The sequence below is a fragment of the Teichococcus globiformis genome (assembly GCF_042646265.1).
Lineage (GTDB): Bacteria > Pseudomonadota > Alphaproteobacteria > Acetobacterales > Acetobacteraceae > Pseudoroseomonas > Pseudoroseomonas globiformis.
Map to the genome: position 1 here is coordinate 873,814 of NZ_JBHRTN010000018.1, position 16,851 is coordinate 890,664.

13 protein-coding genes are annotated in these 16,851 nt (G+C 68.4%); 9 read left to right on the plus strand and 4 right to left on the minus strand.

Annotated elements, in window-relative coordinates; genetic code table 11:
- The first annotated feature begins 4 nt into the window (after positions 1–4).
- The 9 genes from ACFOD4_RS18320 to ACFOD4_RS18360 all read left to right on the plus strand — a co-directional run bounded on the left by ACFOD4_RS18320 (position 5) and on the right by ACFOD4_RS18360 (position 11,925).
- Complete coding sequence (locus tag ACFOD4_RS18320) at positions 5–1,996, plus strand: DNA/RNA helicase domain-containing protein (RefSeq protein ID WP_379598722.1); 1,992 nt, start codon at positions 5–7, stop codon at positions 1,994–1,996.
- An 85-nt stretch (positions 1,997–2,081) separates the two neighbouring features.
- A complete protein-coding gene (locus ACFOD4_RS18325) occupies positions 2,082–2,852 on the plus strand; it encodes an SDR family NAD(P)-dependent oxidoreductase (protein WP_379598723.1) in 771 nt (256 codons plus the stop codon).
- A 127-nt stretch (positions 2,853–2,979) separates the two neighbouring features.
- Entirely contained in the window at positions 2,980–3,936 is a 957-nt protein-coding gene (locus ACFOD4_RS18330; RefSeq protein WP_379598725.1) for a sugar-binding protein, read from the plus strand.
- 3 nt (positions 3,937–3,939) lie between these two features.
- Positions 3,940–5,457 carry a sugar ABC transporter ATP-binding protein gene (locus tag ACFOD4_RS18335; protein WP_379598726.1) on the plus strand — a complete coding sequence of 506 codons (1,518 nt, stop codon included), beginning with the start codon at positions 3,940–3,942 and terminating at the stop codon, positions 5,455–5,457.
- Positions 5,454–6,440, plus strand: a complete 987-nt coding sequence (locus ACFOD4_RS18340; RefSeq protein ID WP_379598727.1) for an ABC transporter permease — start codon at positions 5,454–5,456, stop codon at positions 6,438–6,440. Before ACFOD4_RS18335 ends, ACFOD4_RS18340 begins: the two co-directional genes overlap by 4 nt.
- 99 nt (positions 6,441–6,539) lie before the next feature.
- Positions 6,540–8,324: a thiamine pyrophosphate-requiring protein gene (locus tag ACFOD4_RS18345; protein WP_379598729.1), complete on the plus strand. Its 1,785-nt coding sequence runs from the start codon at positions 6,540–6,542 to the stop codon at positions 8,322–8,324.
- Positions 8,325–8,423: 99 nt separating this feature from the next.
- Positions 8,424–11,174 carry a DNA translocase FtsK gene (locus ACFOD4_RS18350; protein ID WP_379598731.1) on the plus strand — a complete coding sequence of 917 codons (2,751 nt, stop codon included), beginning with the start codon at positions 8,424–8,426 and terminating at the stop codon, positions 11,172–11,174.
- Positions 11,164–11,670 carry a GNAT family N-acetyltransferase gene (locus tag ACFOD4_RS18355; protein ID WP_379598733.1) on the plus strand — a complete coding sequence of 169 codons (507 nt, stop codon included), beginning with the start codon at positions 11,164–11,166 and terminating at the stop codon, positions 11,668–11,670. The genes ACFOD4_RS18350 and ACFOD4_RS18355 overlap by 11 nt, the downstream gene beginning before the upstream one ends.
- Positions 11,671–11,733: 63 nt before the next feature.
- Positions 11,734–11,925, plus strand: a complete 192-nt coding sequence (locus ACFOD4_RS18360; protein ID WP_379598735.1) for a hypothetical protein — start codon at positions 11,734–11,736, stop codon at positions 11,923–11,925.
- 3 nt (positions 11,926–11,928) lie between these two features.
- Here the strand turns inward: ACFOD4_RS18360 and mdoH are convergent, their stop codons facing one another.
- From mdoH to ACFOD4_RS18380, 4 genes are all read right to left on the minus strand, one after another.
- Positions 11,929–13,722: a glucans biosynthesis glucosyltransferase MdoH gene (mdoH, locus tag ACFOD4_RS18365; RefSeq protein WP_379598737.1), complete on the minus strand. Its 1,794-nt coding sequence runs from the start codon at positions 13,720–13,722 to the stop codon at positions 11,929–11,931.
- Positions 13,723–13,782: 60 nt separating this feature from the next.
- Positions 13,783–14,877 carry a malate/lactate/ureidoglycolate dehydrogenase gene (locus tag ACFOD4_RS18370; RefSeq protein ID WP_379598738.1) on the minus strand — a complete coding sequence of 365 codons (1,095 nt, stop codon included), beginning with the start codon at positions 14,875–14,877 and terminating at the stop codon, positions 13,783–13,785.
- A gap of 97 nt (positions 14,878–14,974) precedes the next feature.
- On the minus strand, positions 14,975–15,751 hold the full coding sequence (locus ACFOD4_RS18375; protein WP_379598740.1) for an SDR family oxidoreductase: 777 nt from the start codon (positions 15,749–15,751) through the stop codon (positions 14,975–14,977).
- A complete protein-coding gene (locus ACFOD4_RS18380; RefSeq protein WP_379598742.1) occupies positions 15,748–16,848 on the minus strand; it encodes an ABC transporter ATP-binding protein in 1,101 nt (366 codons plus the stop codon). Before ACFOD4_RS18380 ends, ACFOD4_RS18375 begins: the two co-directional genes overlap by 4 nt.
- Between the last annotated feature and the right edge of the window lie 3 nt (positions 16,849–16,851).

The following is a 16,851-nucleotide window of genomic DNA, read 5'->3' on the forward strand; positions in this document are numbered from 1 at the left end:
ATGGGTGACTGCGTCAGGGCAGGACTTGCTTGCTGCCCCGCCAGAACATTGGGCGGCTCGCCTGGCCTACTGCCAGGCCGGCCAGTTCTCCGAGGTGCAGCGCACGCAAAGGGAAAGCTGGCGCGGGCTGGCCGCGGCGTTGCAGGCAGCGCTGCACCAGGCCGGCGGCGCCTGCTGGACGGTGCTGCTGGAATGCGACCTGCTCCGCCTCGAGAAGCGGATCGACGCCATCATCCTGACCGACCGCGCCATTTTCGTCATCGAGTACAAGCATGGGGCGTGCGGCTTCGCTCCGACCGACATGGCACAGGCGGAGGATTACGCGCTCGACCTCTTCGACTTTCACGCGGCCAGCCGAGCGCATCCCGTGATACCGCTGCTGCTGTGCAGCGATGCGCCGGACCCGGCCAACCAATGGCCGATCCTGCACGGCGTCACACCCGTGCTGAAGACCAATCCCCGCCGTCTCGGCGCCCTGCTGCGGCAGATTCAGGCGGAACTGCCGACGCCGCTGCAGCCACTGGATGCCCCAGCCTGGCGCGCCGCGCCCTACAAGCCGGTACCCACCATCATCGATGCGGCGAGACGGCTTTTCGATCGGCATGGGGTTGAAGCGATCGCTTCCGCCCGCGCTGGTGCCATCGACCTGTCGCGCACCACGGAAGCCGTCCGCGACGCCATCGCGGCTGCACGGGACCGGGGAGAGCGGCGCGTGGTCTTTGTCACCGGGGTGCCCGGTGCCGGCAAGACGCTGTGCGGCCTCAACCTCGCCTTCGGAACCGAGTCCGCCACCGGCGCAGCCTTTCTGACCGGCAATGCCCCGCTCGTGGCCGTGCTGCGCGGCGCGCTGGAGATGGATGCAAGGAAGCGCCAAGGCAGGGGTCCCCGCCAGCCGAGGCGCGAGGCCCGCACCGTATTGCAGAATGTGCACCGCTTCCTGGAGCATCACGTCCGCCACCTCGCTGAAGCACCGGCCGAGCATGTGGTGGTCTTTGACGAGGCGCAGAGGGCGTGGGACGCCGACCAGGCCGGACGCGACACGCAGCGCCGCAGCTCCGTGCTGAGCCTGTCCGAACCTGGCCACATGCTGGAGATCATGGCGCGCGTGCCGGGCTGGTCGGTTATCGTTGCGCTGATCGGCAATGGGCAGGAAATCAACACAGGCGAGGCCGGACTGGCGGAATGGGGTGCCGTAATCGCGGCCAGCAACGGTGTCTGGTCCGCCTCCGCAGCGCCGCGCGTGCTGCAGGGGCGTGAAGCGGCACAACGTCTCGCCAATGGCCCGGTGCCGTGGCTCTCAATCCACCCTGCGCTGGACCTCACCTTGCCGATCCGGTCGGTGCATCACGCTGCCTGCGCCGAATGGGTCGATGCCGTTCTCACTGACCGGCCGGAGGAGGCGCGCGCCATTGCCGTAGCGGGCGGGCTGCCCTTCCGGTTGACGCGCGACCTCGGGCAGATGCGTCAGGCGCTGCGGAGCCGCGCCCGCGGCTTGCGTCGTGCGGGGCTGGTCTGCTCGGCGAAGGCCAAGCGCCTGCGCGCGGAGGGGCTGGGCGCGCAGCTGCACGGCGCGGATGCGGAGGTGGTCAACTGGTTCCTGCGGCACTGGCCCGACGTGCGAGCCTCGGACGCGCTGGAAGTCTGTGCCACGGAGTATGCCTGCCAGGGCCTGGAGCTCGACCATGTGGGGCTGGCCTGGGGTGGCGATTTCATTCGCTCAGCCGGAGAATGGCAGGCCCGACGCTTCGCCGGCACTTCGTGGCAGACCGTACATGGTGCCGACACGCAGCGCCACATCCGCAACACCTACCGCGTGCTCATGACCCGGGCACGATTCGACACCATTCTGTTTGTTCCTCCCGGCCATGGGGAAGATGCGACGCGCCCGCCCGCGGAAGCGGACGAGGTGGCCCGGTACCTCCTGCGATGCGGCGTGCCCGCGCTGGAGGCACCGCTCCGGGAAGCGGAAGACGAAGCGCCGGCGCTTCTGTTGTAGCATCCCCGTTGCCAAGGGCGCATTTGCGGCCCAACCTCGGCATCGGACGCCCGGCAAGAGGCGCCACGGAAGCAAGGAAGCATCCATGCGGAAACACGCCACCTATCCGGATCTGGCGGGACGTAGCGTCTTCATCACCGGCGGCGGCAGCGGCATCGGTGCGGCGCTGACCCGCGCTTTCGCCCATCAGGGCAGCAAGGTCGCCTTTGTTGACATCGCCGATGCCGAGAGCGAGGCGCTGGTGGCGAGCCTGGAAGCCGAACGCGTCGGCCATACGCCGCTCTTCCTGCATTGCGACCTGCGCGACATCGAGGCACTGCGCGAAGCGGTGGACGAGGCTGCGGCTGAGCACGGCGACATCACCGTGCTGCTCAACAACGCCGCCCATGACGAGCGCCACGCGGTCGAGCGGGTTACGCCGGAATACTGGGACGACCGGATCGCCGTGAACATGCGGCCGGTCTTCTTCGCCGCGCAGGCGGTGATTCCGATGATGCAGCGTGCGGGCGGCGGCTCCATCGTCAATTTCGGCTCCGTCTCCTGGAAATTGCGGCAGGGTGGCATGCCCGCCTACACCATGGCCAAAGCTTCCATGCAGGGGCTGACGCGTGGCCTGGCGCGGGATTTCGGCAAGCAGAACATCCGCGTCAACACGCTGGTTCCCGGCTGGGTCATGACCGAGCGGCAGCTGAAGCTCTGGGTCACGCCCGAGGCGGAGAAGGAGATCGATGCCGGCCAGGCCCTGGCAGGACGAGTCAGGCCGGAGCACATCGCCGACATGGCGCTGTTCCTGGCCTCCAACGCCTCCGCCATGTGCTCCGCGCAGGAATTCGTTGTTGATGGCGGCTGGACCTGACACTTCAGGCCCCGAGCAGATCTTGGTTCACAGCTTCGTGCGCGCAAAGATGCAGCGCCTCTGCTAGCGTTTCACGACAAATCAGGATGAGGCCCGCAAAGCGGCCCGTTTCGGGAGGATCGAAGTCATGCACAGGCGTTCCCTGCTGGCTGTGCCGGCCGCTCTCGCTCTGGCTTCCGCGCCCGGCCAGGCCCGTGCGCAGGACAAGAAGAGCCTGGCCTTCGTTGTCAATGTTTCCGCCGATTTCTGGACCATCTGCAAGCGCGGCATCGAGAAGGCCAATCGCGAGCATCCCGAGTTCAGCATGGAGATGATCGTGCCCGGCCAGGCCAGCGCCGCCGAGCAGCGGCGCATCGTCGATGAGCTGCTGGCCCGACGCGTCGCCGGCATTGCCATCTCGCCGATCAACCCTGCCAACTCGACGGAGATGCTGAACCGCGTCGCGGCGCAGTCCATCCTGTTCACCAGCGACAGCGATGCGCCGAACAGCAACCGCATGGTCTATATCGGCACCGACAACGTCGCCGCCGGGCGCGAGGCCGGCAAGCAGATGAAGAAGTCCCTGCCGAATGGCGGCAAGGCGATGCTCTTCGTCGGCACCATGGATGCCGACAATGCGCGCGAACGCGTGCAGGGCATCCGCGAGGAGCTGCAGGGCAGCGAGATCAACATCGTCGACATCCGCACCGACGAATCCGACATCGCCCGCGCCAAGCGGAACGTCGAGGACACGCTGGCGCGTTACGCCGACATCAACCTGCTGGTCGGCCTCTGGGCCTACAACACGCCGCAGATCTACCAGGCGGTGAAGGGCGCCGGGCGCGAGGGCAAGGTCAAGATCGTCGGCTTCGACGAGGACGCGCTGACGCTGCGCGGCATCGCCGACGGCACCATCGACAGCACCGTCGTGCAGCAGCCCTACGAATTCGGCTACCAGAGCATGGTCGGCATGGTGAAGGTGCTGAACAACGACAAGTCGTTCATCCCCGCCAACAAGCAGATCATCATCCCGACCCGCATCATCGACAAATCCAATGTTGCGGAGTTCCAGAAGCAGATGCGGGATCTGTTGCGCGGGGCCTGATCCATGGCGCCCTTGCTGGAACTGGAAGGGATCGGCAAGAGCTATCCCGGCGTGCGCGCGCTGGACGGCGTCAGCCTGCACCTCGACAAGGGTGAGGTGCTGGGGCTGATCGGCGAGAACGGCGCCGGGAAATCCACGCTGATGAAGGTGCTGGGGGGCGTCGTGGCACCCAGCGAGGGGCGGATCCGCATCGATGGCCAGGACCGCGCCACCTGGGATGTGACGGAGGCGACGCGCGCCGGCATCGCCTTCGTCCACCAGGAACTGAACCTGTTCGACAACCTCGACGTCGCCGGCAACGTCCTGTTCGGACGGGAGCCACTGAAGGGCGGCTTCCTGCGCCTGGTGGACCGCCGCACGGCACGGGCAAAGGTTCAGCCGATTCTCGAGCGGTTGGGCGCCGACTTCACGCCTGACACGTCGGTCGCCGAATTGTCCATCGCGCAGCGGCAGCTTGTTGAGATCGCCCGCGCCCTGGCGGCCGAGGCGCGCATCATCATCCTCGACGAGCCGACCTCGTCCCTGACGCTGTCGGAAACCGCGCGGCTGCTCACCGTCATCAAGGAGCTGCGCGCTTCCGGGGTCGGCCTGATCTACATCACGCACCGGCTGGGTGAGATCGTCGATTGCGCCGACCGCGTGGTGTGCCTGCGCGACGGCCGCATGGTTGGGGCGCTGAAGCGCGAGGAGATCGCGCACGGCACCATGATCCGGCTGATGATCGGCCGCGAGTTGCGGGCGCTCTACACGCCCCCTGCGGCCCCGCCGCGCGATGGCGGATTGCGGGTGAACGGGCTGGTCACCTCCGCTTTTCCGGGCCGCAGCATCGACCTGCATATCCGCCCGGGCGAGATCCTGGGCCTGGCCGGCCTTGTGGGTGCCGGGCGCACTTCGCTGGCGCGCACCCTGTTCGGCATCGATCCGCCACTGGCCGGCGAGGTCCGGCTGGATGACAAGCCCCTGCTTATTCGCAGCCCGGGCGACGCTGTGGCCGCCGGCCTCTACCTCGTGCCGGAGGATCGCAAGAAGGCCGGCCTCGTGCTCGACATGCCGATCTGCGAGAACATCACCCTCGCCAGCACCGGCCACTATACCAGTGCCGGGCTGATCGACCGCGGGCGCGAACGGCGCGCCGCCGAGGCGCAGCGGCAATCGCTGCGAATCAAGACACCCGACTGCCTCGTGCGGGCCGGCACCCTTTCGGGCGGCAACCAGCAGAAGGTGGTGCTGGGCAAGTGGCTCAGCATGGCGCCCCGCGTCATCCTGTTCGACGAACCGACTCGCGGCATCGATGTCGGTGCCAAGGGCGAGATCTACGCGCTGATGCGCGCCCTTTCTGACAGGGGCGTGGCCATCCTCATGATCTCCTCGGACATGGAGGAGGTGCTGGGCGTCAGCGACCGCATCGTCGTCATGCATGAAGGCGTCATCAGCGGCGGGCTGGACCGCTCGGGCTTCAGCGAACAGGCGGTGCTGCGGCTGGCCATCGGCCATGCCGGGCAGGAGATGGAGCACGCATGAGCAAGAAGGAACTGGGGCTCGCCCTGCTGCTGATCGTCATCGGCGGCATCACGGCGGCGCTGAACCCGCTGTTCCTGTCCGGCGTCAACCTGCTGAACATGGCCAACCTGATCGGCCTGTTCGGCATCTTCGCCATCGGCCAGGGGCTGATCATCATCACCGGCGGCATCGACTTGTCGGTGGGCTCCATGTTCGCGCTGCTCGGCGTGATCCTGGTCGACCTGCTGGTGAACTTTGAACTGTTCTGGCCCCTCGCCGTGCTGGCGACGATCGGCGTCGGCGTCGGGCTCGGGCTGCTGCACGGGCTGCTGGTGACGCGGATGAAGCTGCAGCCCTTCGTCGTGACGCTCTGCGGGCTGCTGATCTACCGCGGCATCGCCCGGTACTACACGGAGGATTCGACCAGCGGCTTCGGCTATGCGGGCGACATCGACACCATCACCTGGCTGGCCTCCGGCCGCTCCTTCGGCATCCCGCACCCCTTCCTCATCATGCTGGCCGTTGCCGCCATCATGGCGGTGGTGCTGCACCGGACGGTGTTCGGCCGCTATCTCTACGCCGTCGGCCGGAACGAGGAGGCGGCGCGCCATTCCGGCATCAACACCGACCGGGTGATCACCGGCGCCTACCTGCTGGGCGGCGCCCTGGCCGGGTTGTCCGGCGTGCTGCTGGTGTTCTACACCTCCTCCGTCTCGCCCTCCTCCTTCGGCAACTTCTACGAGCTCTACGCCATCGCCGCCGCCGTGCTCGGCGGCTGCTCGCTGCGCGGCGGCGAGGGCAGCATCCTCGGCATTGTGCTGGGCACCGTGCTGCTGCAGATCCTGCAGAACCTGGTGAACATTCTGGGCATCCCTTCCTCGCTGAACTTCGCGGTGATGGGGGGCGTCATCCTGCTCGGCGTCATTGCCGACCAGCAGCTGGGGCAGCGCAAGCAGCGGATCCAGCTCAGCCGCGCCCAAGGCCAGCCGGCTCCGGCGGAATAAAGACCCTGCCGCCACGCCGTGCCGGTCACGGCATGGCAGCAGGGCAACATCGCGCCGTCCTTCCGCGTTGGCATCGCCAGCAACGGAAGGAAGACCCCCATGGCCAAGACCGTCGCCGACTTCATCTGGGAGAGGCTGGTGCAATGGGGGGTGAAGCGCGTCTACGGTTATCCGGGAGATGGCATCAACGGGCTGATCGGCGCGCTGGACCGGGCCAAGGAGCAGGTGCATTTCGTTCAGGCCCGCCATGAGGAGATGGCCGCCTTCATGGCCTGCGCCCATGCGAAGTACACGGGCGAGGTGGGCGTCTGCCTCGCCACGTCCGGCCCGGGCGCCATCCACCTGCTGAACGGCCTCTACGACGCCAAGGCCGACCACATGCCGGTGGTGGCGCTGGTCGGCCAGCAGGCGCGCGCGGCGCTGGGCGGGCATTACCAGCAGGAGGTCGATCTCTCCGCGCTGTTCAACGATGTCTGCGCCTATGTGCAGCAGGCCAGCGTGCCCGAGCAGATCCGCCACCTGATCGACCGAGCCATGCGCATCGCCATCAGCAAGCGCGAGGTCACCTGCATCATCCTGCCCAACGACATCCAGGAGTTGGAGGCGGTGGAAACCCCGCCGCATCTCCACGGCACCATCCATAGCGGCGTCGGCTATGCCGAGCCGCGCGTGGTGCCGGAGGCCGAGACCCTGCAGCAGGCGGCCGAGGTCCTGAACGCCGGCAAGAAGGTGGCCATGCTGGTGGGTGCCGGCGCACTGGGCGCGACGGAGGAGGTGCTGACCACGGCGGGCGTGCTGCAGGCGGGCGTCGCCAAGGCGCTGCTGGGCAAGGCCGCAGTGCCCGACGACCTGCCCTGGGTGACGGGCTCCATCGGCCTGCTGGGCACCGAGCCCTCCTGGAAGCTGATGCAGGAATGCGACACGCTGCTGATGGTGGGATCCGGCTTTCCCTATTCCGAGTTTCTGCCCAAGGAGGGCGCGGCGCGCGGTGTGCAGATCGACCGCGATCCCGCCATGCTTTCGCTACGCTACCCGATGGAGGTCAACCTCGCCGGCGATGCGGCGGCGACACTGCGGGCGCTGCTGCCGCTGCTGAAGCCCAAGGAGCAGGGCCGCTGGCGCGAACGGATCGGCGGATGGACCGAAGATTGGTGGCGCCTGCTGGAGAAGCGCGCCATGGCAAGCGCCGAGCCGATCAATCCGCAACGCGTCTTCACGGAGCTGTCCAGCCGCCTGCCGGACGACGTGATAATTGCCGCTGATTCGGGCTCCTCCACCAACTGGTATGCGCGCGACATCAAGCTGCGGCTCGGCATGAAGGCGACGTTGTCCGGCGGGCTGGCCAGCATGGGCTCCGGCATGCCCTACGCCGTCGCCGCCAAATTTGCTTTCCCCGATCGCCCCGTGGTCGCCATTTGCGGGGATGGCGCCATGCAGATGAACGGCATGAACGAGCTGATCACCGTCAGCCGCTATTGGCGCGACTGGAAGAACCCCAGGCTGGTGGTGCTTGTGCTGAACAATCGCGACCTGAACCAGGTGACCTGGGAGCAGCGGGTGATGGGGGGGGACCCGAAATTCCTGGGCTCGCAGAGTCTTCCGGAATTCTCCTATGCCCGCATGGCGGAGCTCGCCGGGCTACGCGGCATCGCCGTGGAGGACCCCGAGTTGCTCGGCGCCGCCTGGGACGAGGCCATGGCTTCCGACATTCCCGTGGTGCTGGATGTGCGCACCGACCCCAACGTGCCGCCCCTTCCGCCGCACATCACGCTGAAGCAGGCCCAGGCCTTCATGAGCAGCATGTTCGGCGAGCCGGAACTGCGCTCGGTGCTCGGCAACACGGCCCGGCAGGTCGCGAGCCGCTTCCTGCCTGGGAAGGGCTGAACCCGGACAGCCTCCCGCAGGACGCGGAACTTTCCTTCTGTTCCAAACCTTTGCCGTGCTAGCTTGCCGGCATTGCTCAGGAACAGATGACTGAGGCTCATGCCGCGCGCCCTTGCTGATCGCCGATCCCCCGCTTCCGCACCCCGTTCCCGCCCGGCAGCGGGCGATTCGGTGGCGCATCGCTTCGCCTCCCCGGCCGTGCTGGCCATGCTGCGTCGCCGCAGCGCGGAACTTCTGGGTTTGGTGCTGGCCCTGGCCGGGTTGGCCCTGCTGGTCGCCCTGGCGAGTCACAACCCGGCCGATCCCTCGCTGAACAGCGCAACAACGGCGCCCCCGACCAACCTCGCCGGGCCGGCCGGCGCCATCGCCTCCGACCTTCTGCTGCAAACCTTCGGTTGGGCGGCCCTGCTGCCGGTGGGGGCACTGCTGGGCTGGGCCTGGCGGCTGGCGACGCATCGCGGCCTGTCGCCCTTCGCCGGGCGGCTGGCTGCCGTGCTGGCCGCGGTGCCGATGCTGGGCGCCGCCATGGCTCTGGCGCCGCTGCCGGCCGGGCTGCCGGCCTCCACCGGTGCCGGGGGAGCCATTGGCCGCATGATCGCCACCGCCATCGAAGGTCTGGGCACCGCCGCACTGGGCCCTTTCGGCACGGTGATCTCACAGGTGGCGATCGTTGCCGCCGCCGGCTCGCTGTCCTTTGCCGCCCTGGCCGTGCCCCTGGTCGCATGGCGGCAGGCGGGACGCGTCGCGGGCGGTGCCGCCCGGGGCGGTGCCTCCATGACGTCGCAGCTCTTCGCGTCCCGGCGGCAGGAAGCCCAGCCGCCGCATGATCGCTGGCGGGAAGAACCGGATCTGCCTGAGGACGAGGCCGGCCCCAGCGTCGCCACCCGTCTGGCCGCTCCGTTTCGCGCGGTGGGAGGCGCGGTGGGCGATGCGGTGGGCGGGCTGTTCGGCCGCCGCAGCGAGGCACCCTCTCCCCAGCTCGCCGCGATGCTGCGTGCCGCCGACGAGGCCGCCGCCGAGGCCCCGGAGCATCGGCGCGAGCGCCGTGCCCCGAGCCTTTCCGCCCCCGTACGACGTGGCGCGGCCGCGCCTTTCGTTCCGGACTCCAAGGATGCCGGGGCCGCACCGGCCCCGGCAGAACCGCGGTCCGCACGCAAGGACGACCCCGAGGACGAGGATGACTTCCTCGACCTTCCCCCAGCCCCGCCGGTACGGCGTGAGCCGCCCCCGGCCCGCCCGCCACAGATGGAGGAAACCTCACGCGCCGGCCAGGCCGCCCGGCTGCTGGATCGGGTGATCCCACGCGCCGCCAAGCAGGCCCCGCCGCGGGAGCCGTCGCAGTTCCAGCTGCCGCCGCTGGAACTGCTGACCGCCGCCCCTGCCCGCCGGGCCGCCGGCCCTTCGGCCGAGGCCCTGCAGGAGAACGCCCGCCAGCTGGAAACGGTGCTGGAGGATTACGGCGTGCGGGGCCGGATCGTGGAGATCCGCCCCGGCCCCGTCGTCACCCTGTACGAGCTGGAACCGGCGCCGGGCACCAAATCCTCCCGCGTGATTGGCTTGGCCGACGATATTGCCCGATCCATGAGCGTGGTCGCGGTGCGCATCGCGACCGTTCCCGGGCGCAACGTCATCGGCATCGAGCTGCCGAATGACAAGCGGGAGATGGTGTTCTTCTCCGAGATGATGACGGCCGAGGACTGGGCGCGGCACAACGGCAAGCTGCCGCTGGCGCTGGGCAAGGACATCGGCGGCGCGCCGGTGATCGCCGACCTCGCCCGCATGCCGCACCTGCTGATCGCCGGTACCACCGGCTCGGGCAAGTCGGTCGGCATCAACACCATGATCCTGTCGCTGCTCTACCGATTCAGCCCGGACGAGTGCCGCTTCATCATGATCGACCCGAAGATGCTGGAACTTTCGGTCTATGACCGCATCCCGCACCTCCTGGCCCCCGTCGTCACCGAGCCGACCAAGGCCATCGGTGCGCTGAAATGGACGGTGCGCGAGATGGAGCGCCGTTATCGCGCCATGTCGCAGCTCGGCGTCCGCAACATCGGCGGCTACAACGAGAAGGTCCAGGCCGCCAGCGTGCGGGGCGAGGTGCTGACGCGTCGCGTTCAGACCGGCTTCGATCCGGAAACCGGCCGCCCGGTCTTCGAGGACCAGCCCCTGGCGCTGGAACCGCTGCCCATGATCGTCGTGGTCATCGACGAGATGGCCGACCTGATGATCGTGGCGGGCAAGGAGATCGAGGCCGCCGTGCAGCGCCTGGCGCAGATGGCGCGCGCCGCGGGCATCCACGTCATCATGGCGACGCAGCGCCCCTCGGTGGATGTCATCACCGGCACCATCAAGGCCAACTTCCCGACCCGCATCTCCTTCCAGGTCACGTCCAAGATCGACAGCCGCACGATCCTGGGCGAGATGGGCGCCGAGCAGTTGCTCGGCCAGGGCGACATGCTGCACATGGCCGGCGGTGGCCGCGTCAGCCGCGTGCACGGCCCCTTTGTCTCGGATGCCGAGGTGGAGAAGGTGGTGGACTGGCTGCGCGAGCAGGGTGAGCCCGCCTATATCGAGGAAGTCACCGAATCGGACGAGGAGGAGGGCGGCGACAGCGGGCTGTCCGGCATCGCCGGCGCGTCGGATGGCGAGAAGGGCCTGTTCGACCAGGCGGTCGCGCTGGTGACGCGGGAAGGCAAGGCCTCGACCTCCTTTATCCAGCGGCACCTGTCCATCGGCTACAACCGTGCCGCCAAGCTGATCGAGCAGATGGAGAAGGAAGGCATTGTCGGGCCCGCCAACCATGTCGGCAAACGGGAGGTTCTGGCCCGCCGCAGCGATGTCGATTGATGGCTTCCGCATCCGCCGCCTGCTGGAGGCGGATGCGGAGGAGTTCCGTGCTATCCGGCTGGAAGCGTTGCAGCGCCATCCGGAAGCCTTTGGCGCCAGCCTGGAGGACGAGGCGGCACGATCGCTCGCCTTCTTCGCCATGCGCCTCAAGGAAAATGCGGTGTTCGGCGGCTGGGTGCCGGAGGAGCCGAGCCTCGCCGGCATCATGGCCCTGCACTTTCCCAGCGCCGCCAAGACGCGGCACAAGGCGCGGCTCTGGGGCGTTTATCTGCGGCCGGTGGCACGTGGCCGCAGCCTGGCCCCCGCCCTCCTGCGCAGCGTGCTGAACCATGCGCGGGAACGGGTGGAGGAAGTGGGGCTTTCCGTCACTGCCGGCAACGCAGCCGCAGAACGGCTTTATGAGCAGGCCGGCTTCGCTTCCTTCGGCAGCGAGCCGCGCGCGCTGAAGATCGGCGAGGCGTATCACGACGAGAGGCTGATGCTTCTCCGCTTCTGATGGATCGGCAACTCGGGGCTGGGAAACGTGGTTTTCACGCTATCCCCATCGGAGTTCCGTCGTATGCGCCGCCTTGCCCCCGCCGACCTCGCCGCCTGGGCGGTGATCCTGCTGCTGGGTCTGCCTGCGGTGCTGCTGGCGACGCGGGACATTGGCGAGGGGCTGACGGACGGGCCGCTTGCACTGGAAGCCGGGCATCCAATGGCCGGCTCTTACCCCGCCTCCTCCGGCTGGGATCGCTTCGAGGCCCGCTAGCCGTCAGGCGGCGCGCGGCATGGCGACCCGCTCCTCCTCCAGCGGCAGTTCCTCCGGCATGACGCACAGCCCGCGCCGGCGCATCCAGGCGGAAGGCGCCGGCGCGGCGGTTGCCCACGCAAAGGGGATGCCCAGCAGCAAAGGCAGCCAGACCGGCAGCCCCCAGAGCCAGGCGGTTCCCCCGGCCAATGCCAGCCCGCCAAGGGTGACGGCGCCCACCGCTGCCTGCGGCCACAGCAGCCGGGCCGCATCCGCCCAGCGCACTCCGCGGGATTCGCGGTTCTGCGGCAACCAGCCGGGCCGTAGGCCAAAGGGCAGGCGCAGAAGAAACAAAGCCTTGTCCACCATTACCAGCGGATCGTTCAGGGCGGTGAACAGGATTTCCGCCAGTGCACCCCGAACCACCCGTCCCGGTCCACCATAGGAGGCGGCGCCCTCGGTTCGCAGCAGCAACTCGACATAGCCCAGCAACTTGGGCGCGTGCAGCGCGACCCAGTTCCCGAGTAGCAGCGCCAGCAAGGCGCCGGCAGGGGTCGTGCTCCCCCCGCCAGTGGCGGCGTTCATCACCACCGCCAGCAACAACAGCAGCCAGAGCGGCGCCGCGGCGAACAGAAGAACAGCCTGGGCCAGCTGCCAACGCCCCATCCAGGTCAGCCCTGGCAGGCGCAGCAGATGCAGGTACTGCATGTTGCCGGCGCCCCAGCGACGGTCGCGCAGCAGGAAATCCGGCAGGCTGGGCGGATTGCCCTCCAGACTGCCTGAGTCATCCGGCTGGCAACGCACCTTCCAGCCTGCGGCCCGCAGCCGCACCGCCTCCAGCTGGTCGTGGGACAGGATGTGGCTGCCATCGGGCAGGGCTTCCAGCCGCGCATGAGTGCGAAAGGGTTCGATCCGCAGCAGGGCGTTGTGGCCCCAGTACGGACCGTCATCCAGCTGCCACCAGGCCTGCCCGGTGCCCCAGATCCGCATCCCCGATCGCATGCCGAACTGGAACAGCCGGGTGAAGGCGGTGGCCGCCGGGCGGCCGGCGATCAGCGGCTGCAGAATGGCCAGCTTCGGATCGGCCTCCATCACGGACACCAGCCGCAGCACCGCCCCGGCGGTCATCTCGCTATCGGCATCCAGGCACAGAAAGAACTCGTGGCCACCGGCATGGCGATCCAGGAAATCCATGACGTTGCCCGCCTTGAAGCCGAGATTCTCCACCCGCCGACGGTAACGCACGGGGATCAGCCGTTGCGCCCGCAGGGTCGCGAAGGCCGTGATCGCGGCCTCTTCCCGCATCACAGCGCCCGGCTCGGTCGAATCCGACAGCAGCCACAAGGTGAAGCGGTGCCCGGCGCCAGCGGCTTCCAGCCCATCCAGCAGTGGCACCAGCCGGCTCAACGCTTGCGCCGTGTCCTCATGCCGCAGGCACAGCGTCAGGGCGGTGGCTCCCCGCGGCGGGACCGGCAACGGTGCCAGATCCGGAACACCTCCGGCAGGGCCGGGTTGCGACATGCGGAGAGCGAAGCCGATCAGCGCATTGGCGGCACAAAGCGCGGTCCACGGCAGGGTCCCCAGCCAGAAGAGCAGGATCGCTACCTCCCAGCCGGTCCAGCCGCCAGGCGCCAGAACCCCGATCATCAGCAGCAACAGCGGCGCCGCGACAGCCAAGCAGAGCCCAACAAAGCCGCACCGGCGCAGCAGGGCATTTCCGCTCGGCGGGTCAAGGCTGGGTTCCGGCTCCCGGAGCTGGCGAGGGGACGGACGTGCCGGAAGATCTTTTCCGGCATCATCGGCGGCAGGCTGATACATCCTTTTGATATAGGCTGATCCGGCCACCGGAAACCCTGCGGCGGCTGGGGAAAGGGGCATTCAGCGGGCGGTCGGGACGGTGACGCCGAGCGACTGGGCTGCCTGCACCATGCCGACCCAGAGATCGGGCTGCAACGGGATGCCGTCACGCAGCCGGGTCGCGCGGTGACGCGCCTCGGGCTCACCCGGCAGCAGCACCTCGCCCCCCGGCGCCGCAGGGCGGCTGGAGGCGAACCAGTCGGCATAGGCCCGGCCGCTGCGGTGGAACTCGGCCTCGGTGCCGAAATGCGCCGGCGAAAGATAGATAGACAGCATGCCGTTGGTGATGCGGGCCCGCTCCTCGATGGGTCCGGCGCAGCCGCCGCCGGTGAAGGCGCCGCCCAGCAGCTCGCACATCAGGGCCAAGCCGGAACCCTTGTGGTCGCCGAAGGCGCGGATGGCACCCGACCCCGCGCCCGCACTGCGCAGCCCAACCGGCGGGTAGTCGCCATACAGGGTGTGCGGATCGCTCGACAGCGTGCCGTCGGGCTCGATCAACGCTCCATCGGGCAGGGCCTTGCCGCCATTGGACGCAACCAGCACCTTGCCTTCCGCCACCAGAGAGGTGGCGAAATCCAGCACCACCGGCCGCTCCGGCAGGGGTACGCCCACGGCGAAAGGCGCGGTGGAGAGCCGCCGCTCGACACCGCCGAAGGGTGCCACCAGCACCGATCCCGCGACGTTGACAAAATGCACCGAGATCAGCCCGGCCTCGATCGCCATCTCGGCATAATGGCCGATGCGGCCGACATGACCGGCGTTGCGTAGCGCCACCACCGCCGCGCCGTGCTGCTGCGCACGGGCAATGCCATGCTCGGTGGCGCGCTTGGCCATGGGCTGGCCCAGTCCGAACTGCGCGTCGAACAATGCGAAGGCGCCGCCATCCAGCACCGTCTGCAACTCCCGGCCGGACACAAGATATCCGGATTTCAGCCAGTCCAGGTAACGGGTGACGCGAACCACCCCATGGCTGTCATGCCCCGCCAGATTGGCACCGACCAGATGACCGGCGACGGTTGCTGCCTCCTCCGCATTGCAGCCTGAGGCGGCGAACATGTCGCGCACCAGCGTTTCCAGTTGCGTGGCTTCGATCATGACGGGGGGTTGCGCGTCCATGGAGTATCCTCTGACGTTTCTTGTAGCCAGGAGCATGGCTCCCCCCGGACGCGCCGCCTACCCCCCTTTCACCATCACTGGCTCCACGGCCGTAGCCTCAGGGCATGGCGGCGATGCCGCGCGCCCACTCCGCCTGAAGACGCCGATGTGTCGGGTTCACCATCACCTCGTCGATGCAGGCCCGCGGCGGCATTCCGGCCACAAAGGCCACCACCTCCGCCACATCCTCCGGCTGCAGCATCCGCGCGCGTTCCTCTGCCGGCACAGGGATCGGGCGCTTGTCCAGGATCGGTGTTGCGACCTCGCCCGGGCAGATGCAGGTGGAACGGATGTTGTGGATGCCGTTCTCCGAGTTGATCGAGGCAGACAAGGCCACGAAGCCCGACTTCGCCGCGATATAGCCAGGGCCGGAAATGCCGAAGGACCCCTTGCCCGCCATGGACGCGATCTGCACCAGCAGGCCGCCGCCACGCGCCCGCATCGCCGGCAGCACGGCCAGGCTGGTGTAGAAGGGTGCGGTCAGGTTGGCATCGACCACCAGCTTCGCATCCTCGGGCGAGAGCTGGTGCCAGTGGCGGCGCGGCACGTTGCTGCCGGCATTGTTCACCAGCAGGTCTGGCCCGCCCAGTGTGTCGGCCACCCGCTTGGCTGCGAGCTGAACGGCCGCCGGGTCGGTCAGGTCGGCCGGAAGGATGATGGCATCCCCCTGCCCGGCCAGTTCCGCCGTTTCGCGCAGCGGCTCCTCCCGGCGGCCGGTCAGCGCCAGGCGCCACCCGGCGGCAGCAAGTGCCACGGCGCAGGCACGACCGATGCCCGAGCCAGCGCCAGTGATCCAGGCGGTCTTGCCGTGACCCGACATTGCGGCGCCGCTCACAGGACGCGCCCCGATTGCGGATCGAGCAGATGCATGTTGCTCATATCCACCGCCATCGGCAGAGGCCGCCCCGGCGCCGCCGGCGCGTTCGGGTCCACGCGGCCACAGATCTCGGCCCCGCTCATCTTGAAATGCACCAGCGTCTCCATTCCCATGGGTTCCGTGACCTCCGGCGTCGCCGTCATCTGCGCGACATGCGGACGGTCGAGGTTCTTGGCTTCGGTCAGATGCTCGGGCCGGATGCCGAACACCACCTCCCGCCCGGCCAGCGCCTTGTAGCGCTCGGTGCGCTCGGCCGGCACCGGCAGCACGATGTCGCCCGGCAGATGCACCCGCAGCGCGCCGGCGCCATTCTCCAGCCGTCCCGGGATGAAGTTCATCGCCGGGGAACCGATGAAGCCGGCCACGAAGCGCGTCTTCGGGTTGTGGTAGAGCTCCTGCGGCGGGCCGACCTGCTCGATGATGCCGCCATTCATCACCACCACGCGGTCGGCCAGGGTCATGGCCTCGACCTGGTCGTGCGTCACGTAGATCGTCGTGGTGCGCACCTTCTGGTGCACCTGCTTGATCTCGGTCCGCATCTGCACGCGCAACTTGGCATCGAGGTTGGAGAGCGGCTCGTCGAACAGGAACACCTTCGGGTCGCGCACAATGGCGCGGCCCATGGCAACGCGCTGCCGCTGCCCGCCCGACAACGCCTTGGGCTTGCGTGCCAGCAACGGCGTGATGTCGAGGATGCGGGCGGCATTGTCCACGCGGCGCTTGATCTCCGCCTTGTCGAACTTCCGCAGCATCAGCCCGAAGGCCATGTTGTCGAACACTGTCATGTGGGGGTAGAGCGCGTAGTTCTGGAACACCATGGCGATGTCGCGGTCGCGCGGCGGCACGTCGTTGACGACGCGCCCGCCAATGGCGACCTCGCCGTCGCTGATCTCCTCAAGTCCCGCGATCATGCGCAGCGTGGTGGACTTGCCGCAGCCCGACGGCCCCACCAGCACGACGAATTCGTGGTCGGCGATGTCGAGGTCGATGCCTTTCACCGCCTGCACGCCGCCTTCATACGCCTTGACGACTTTCCTGAGCGTCACTTGCGCCATTGA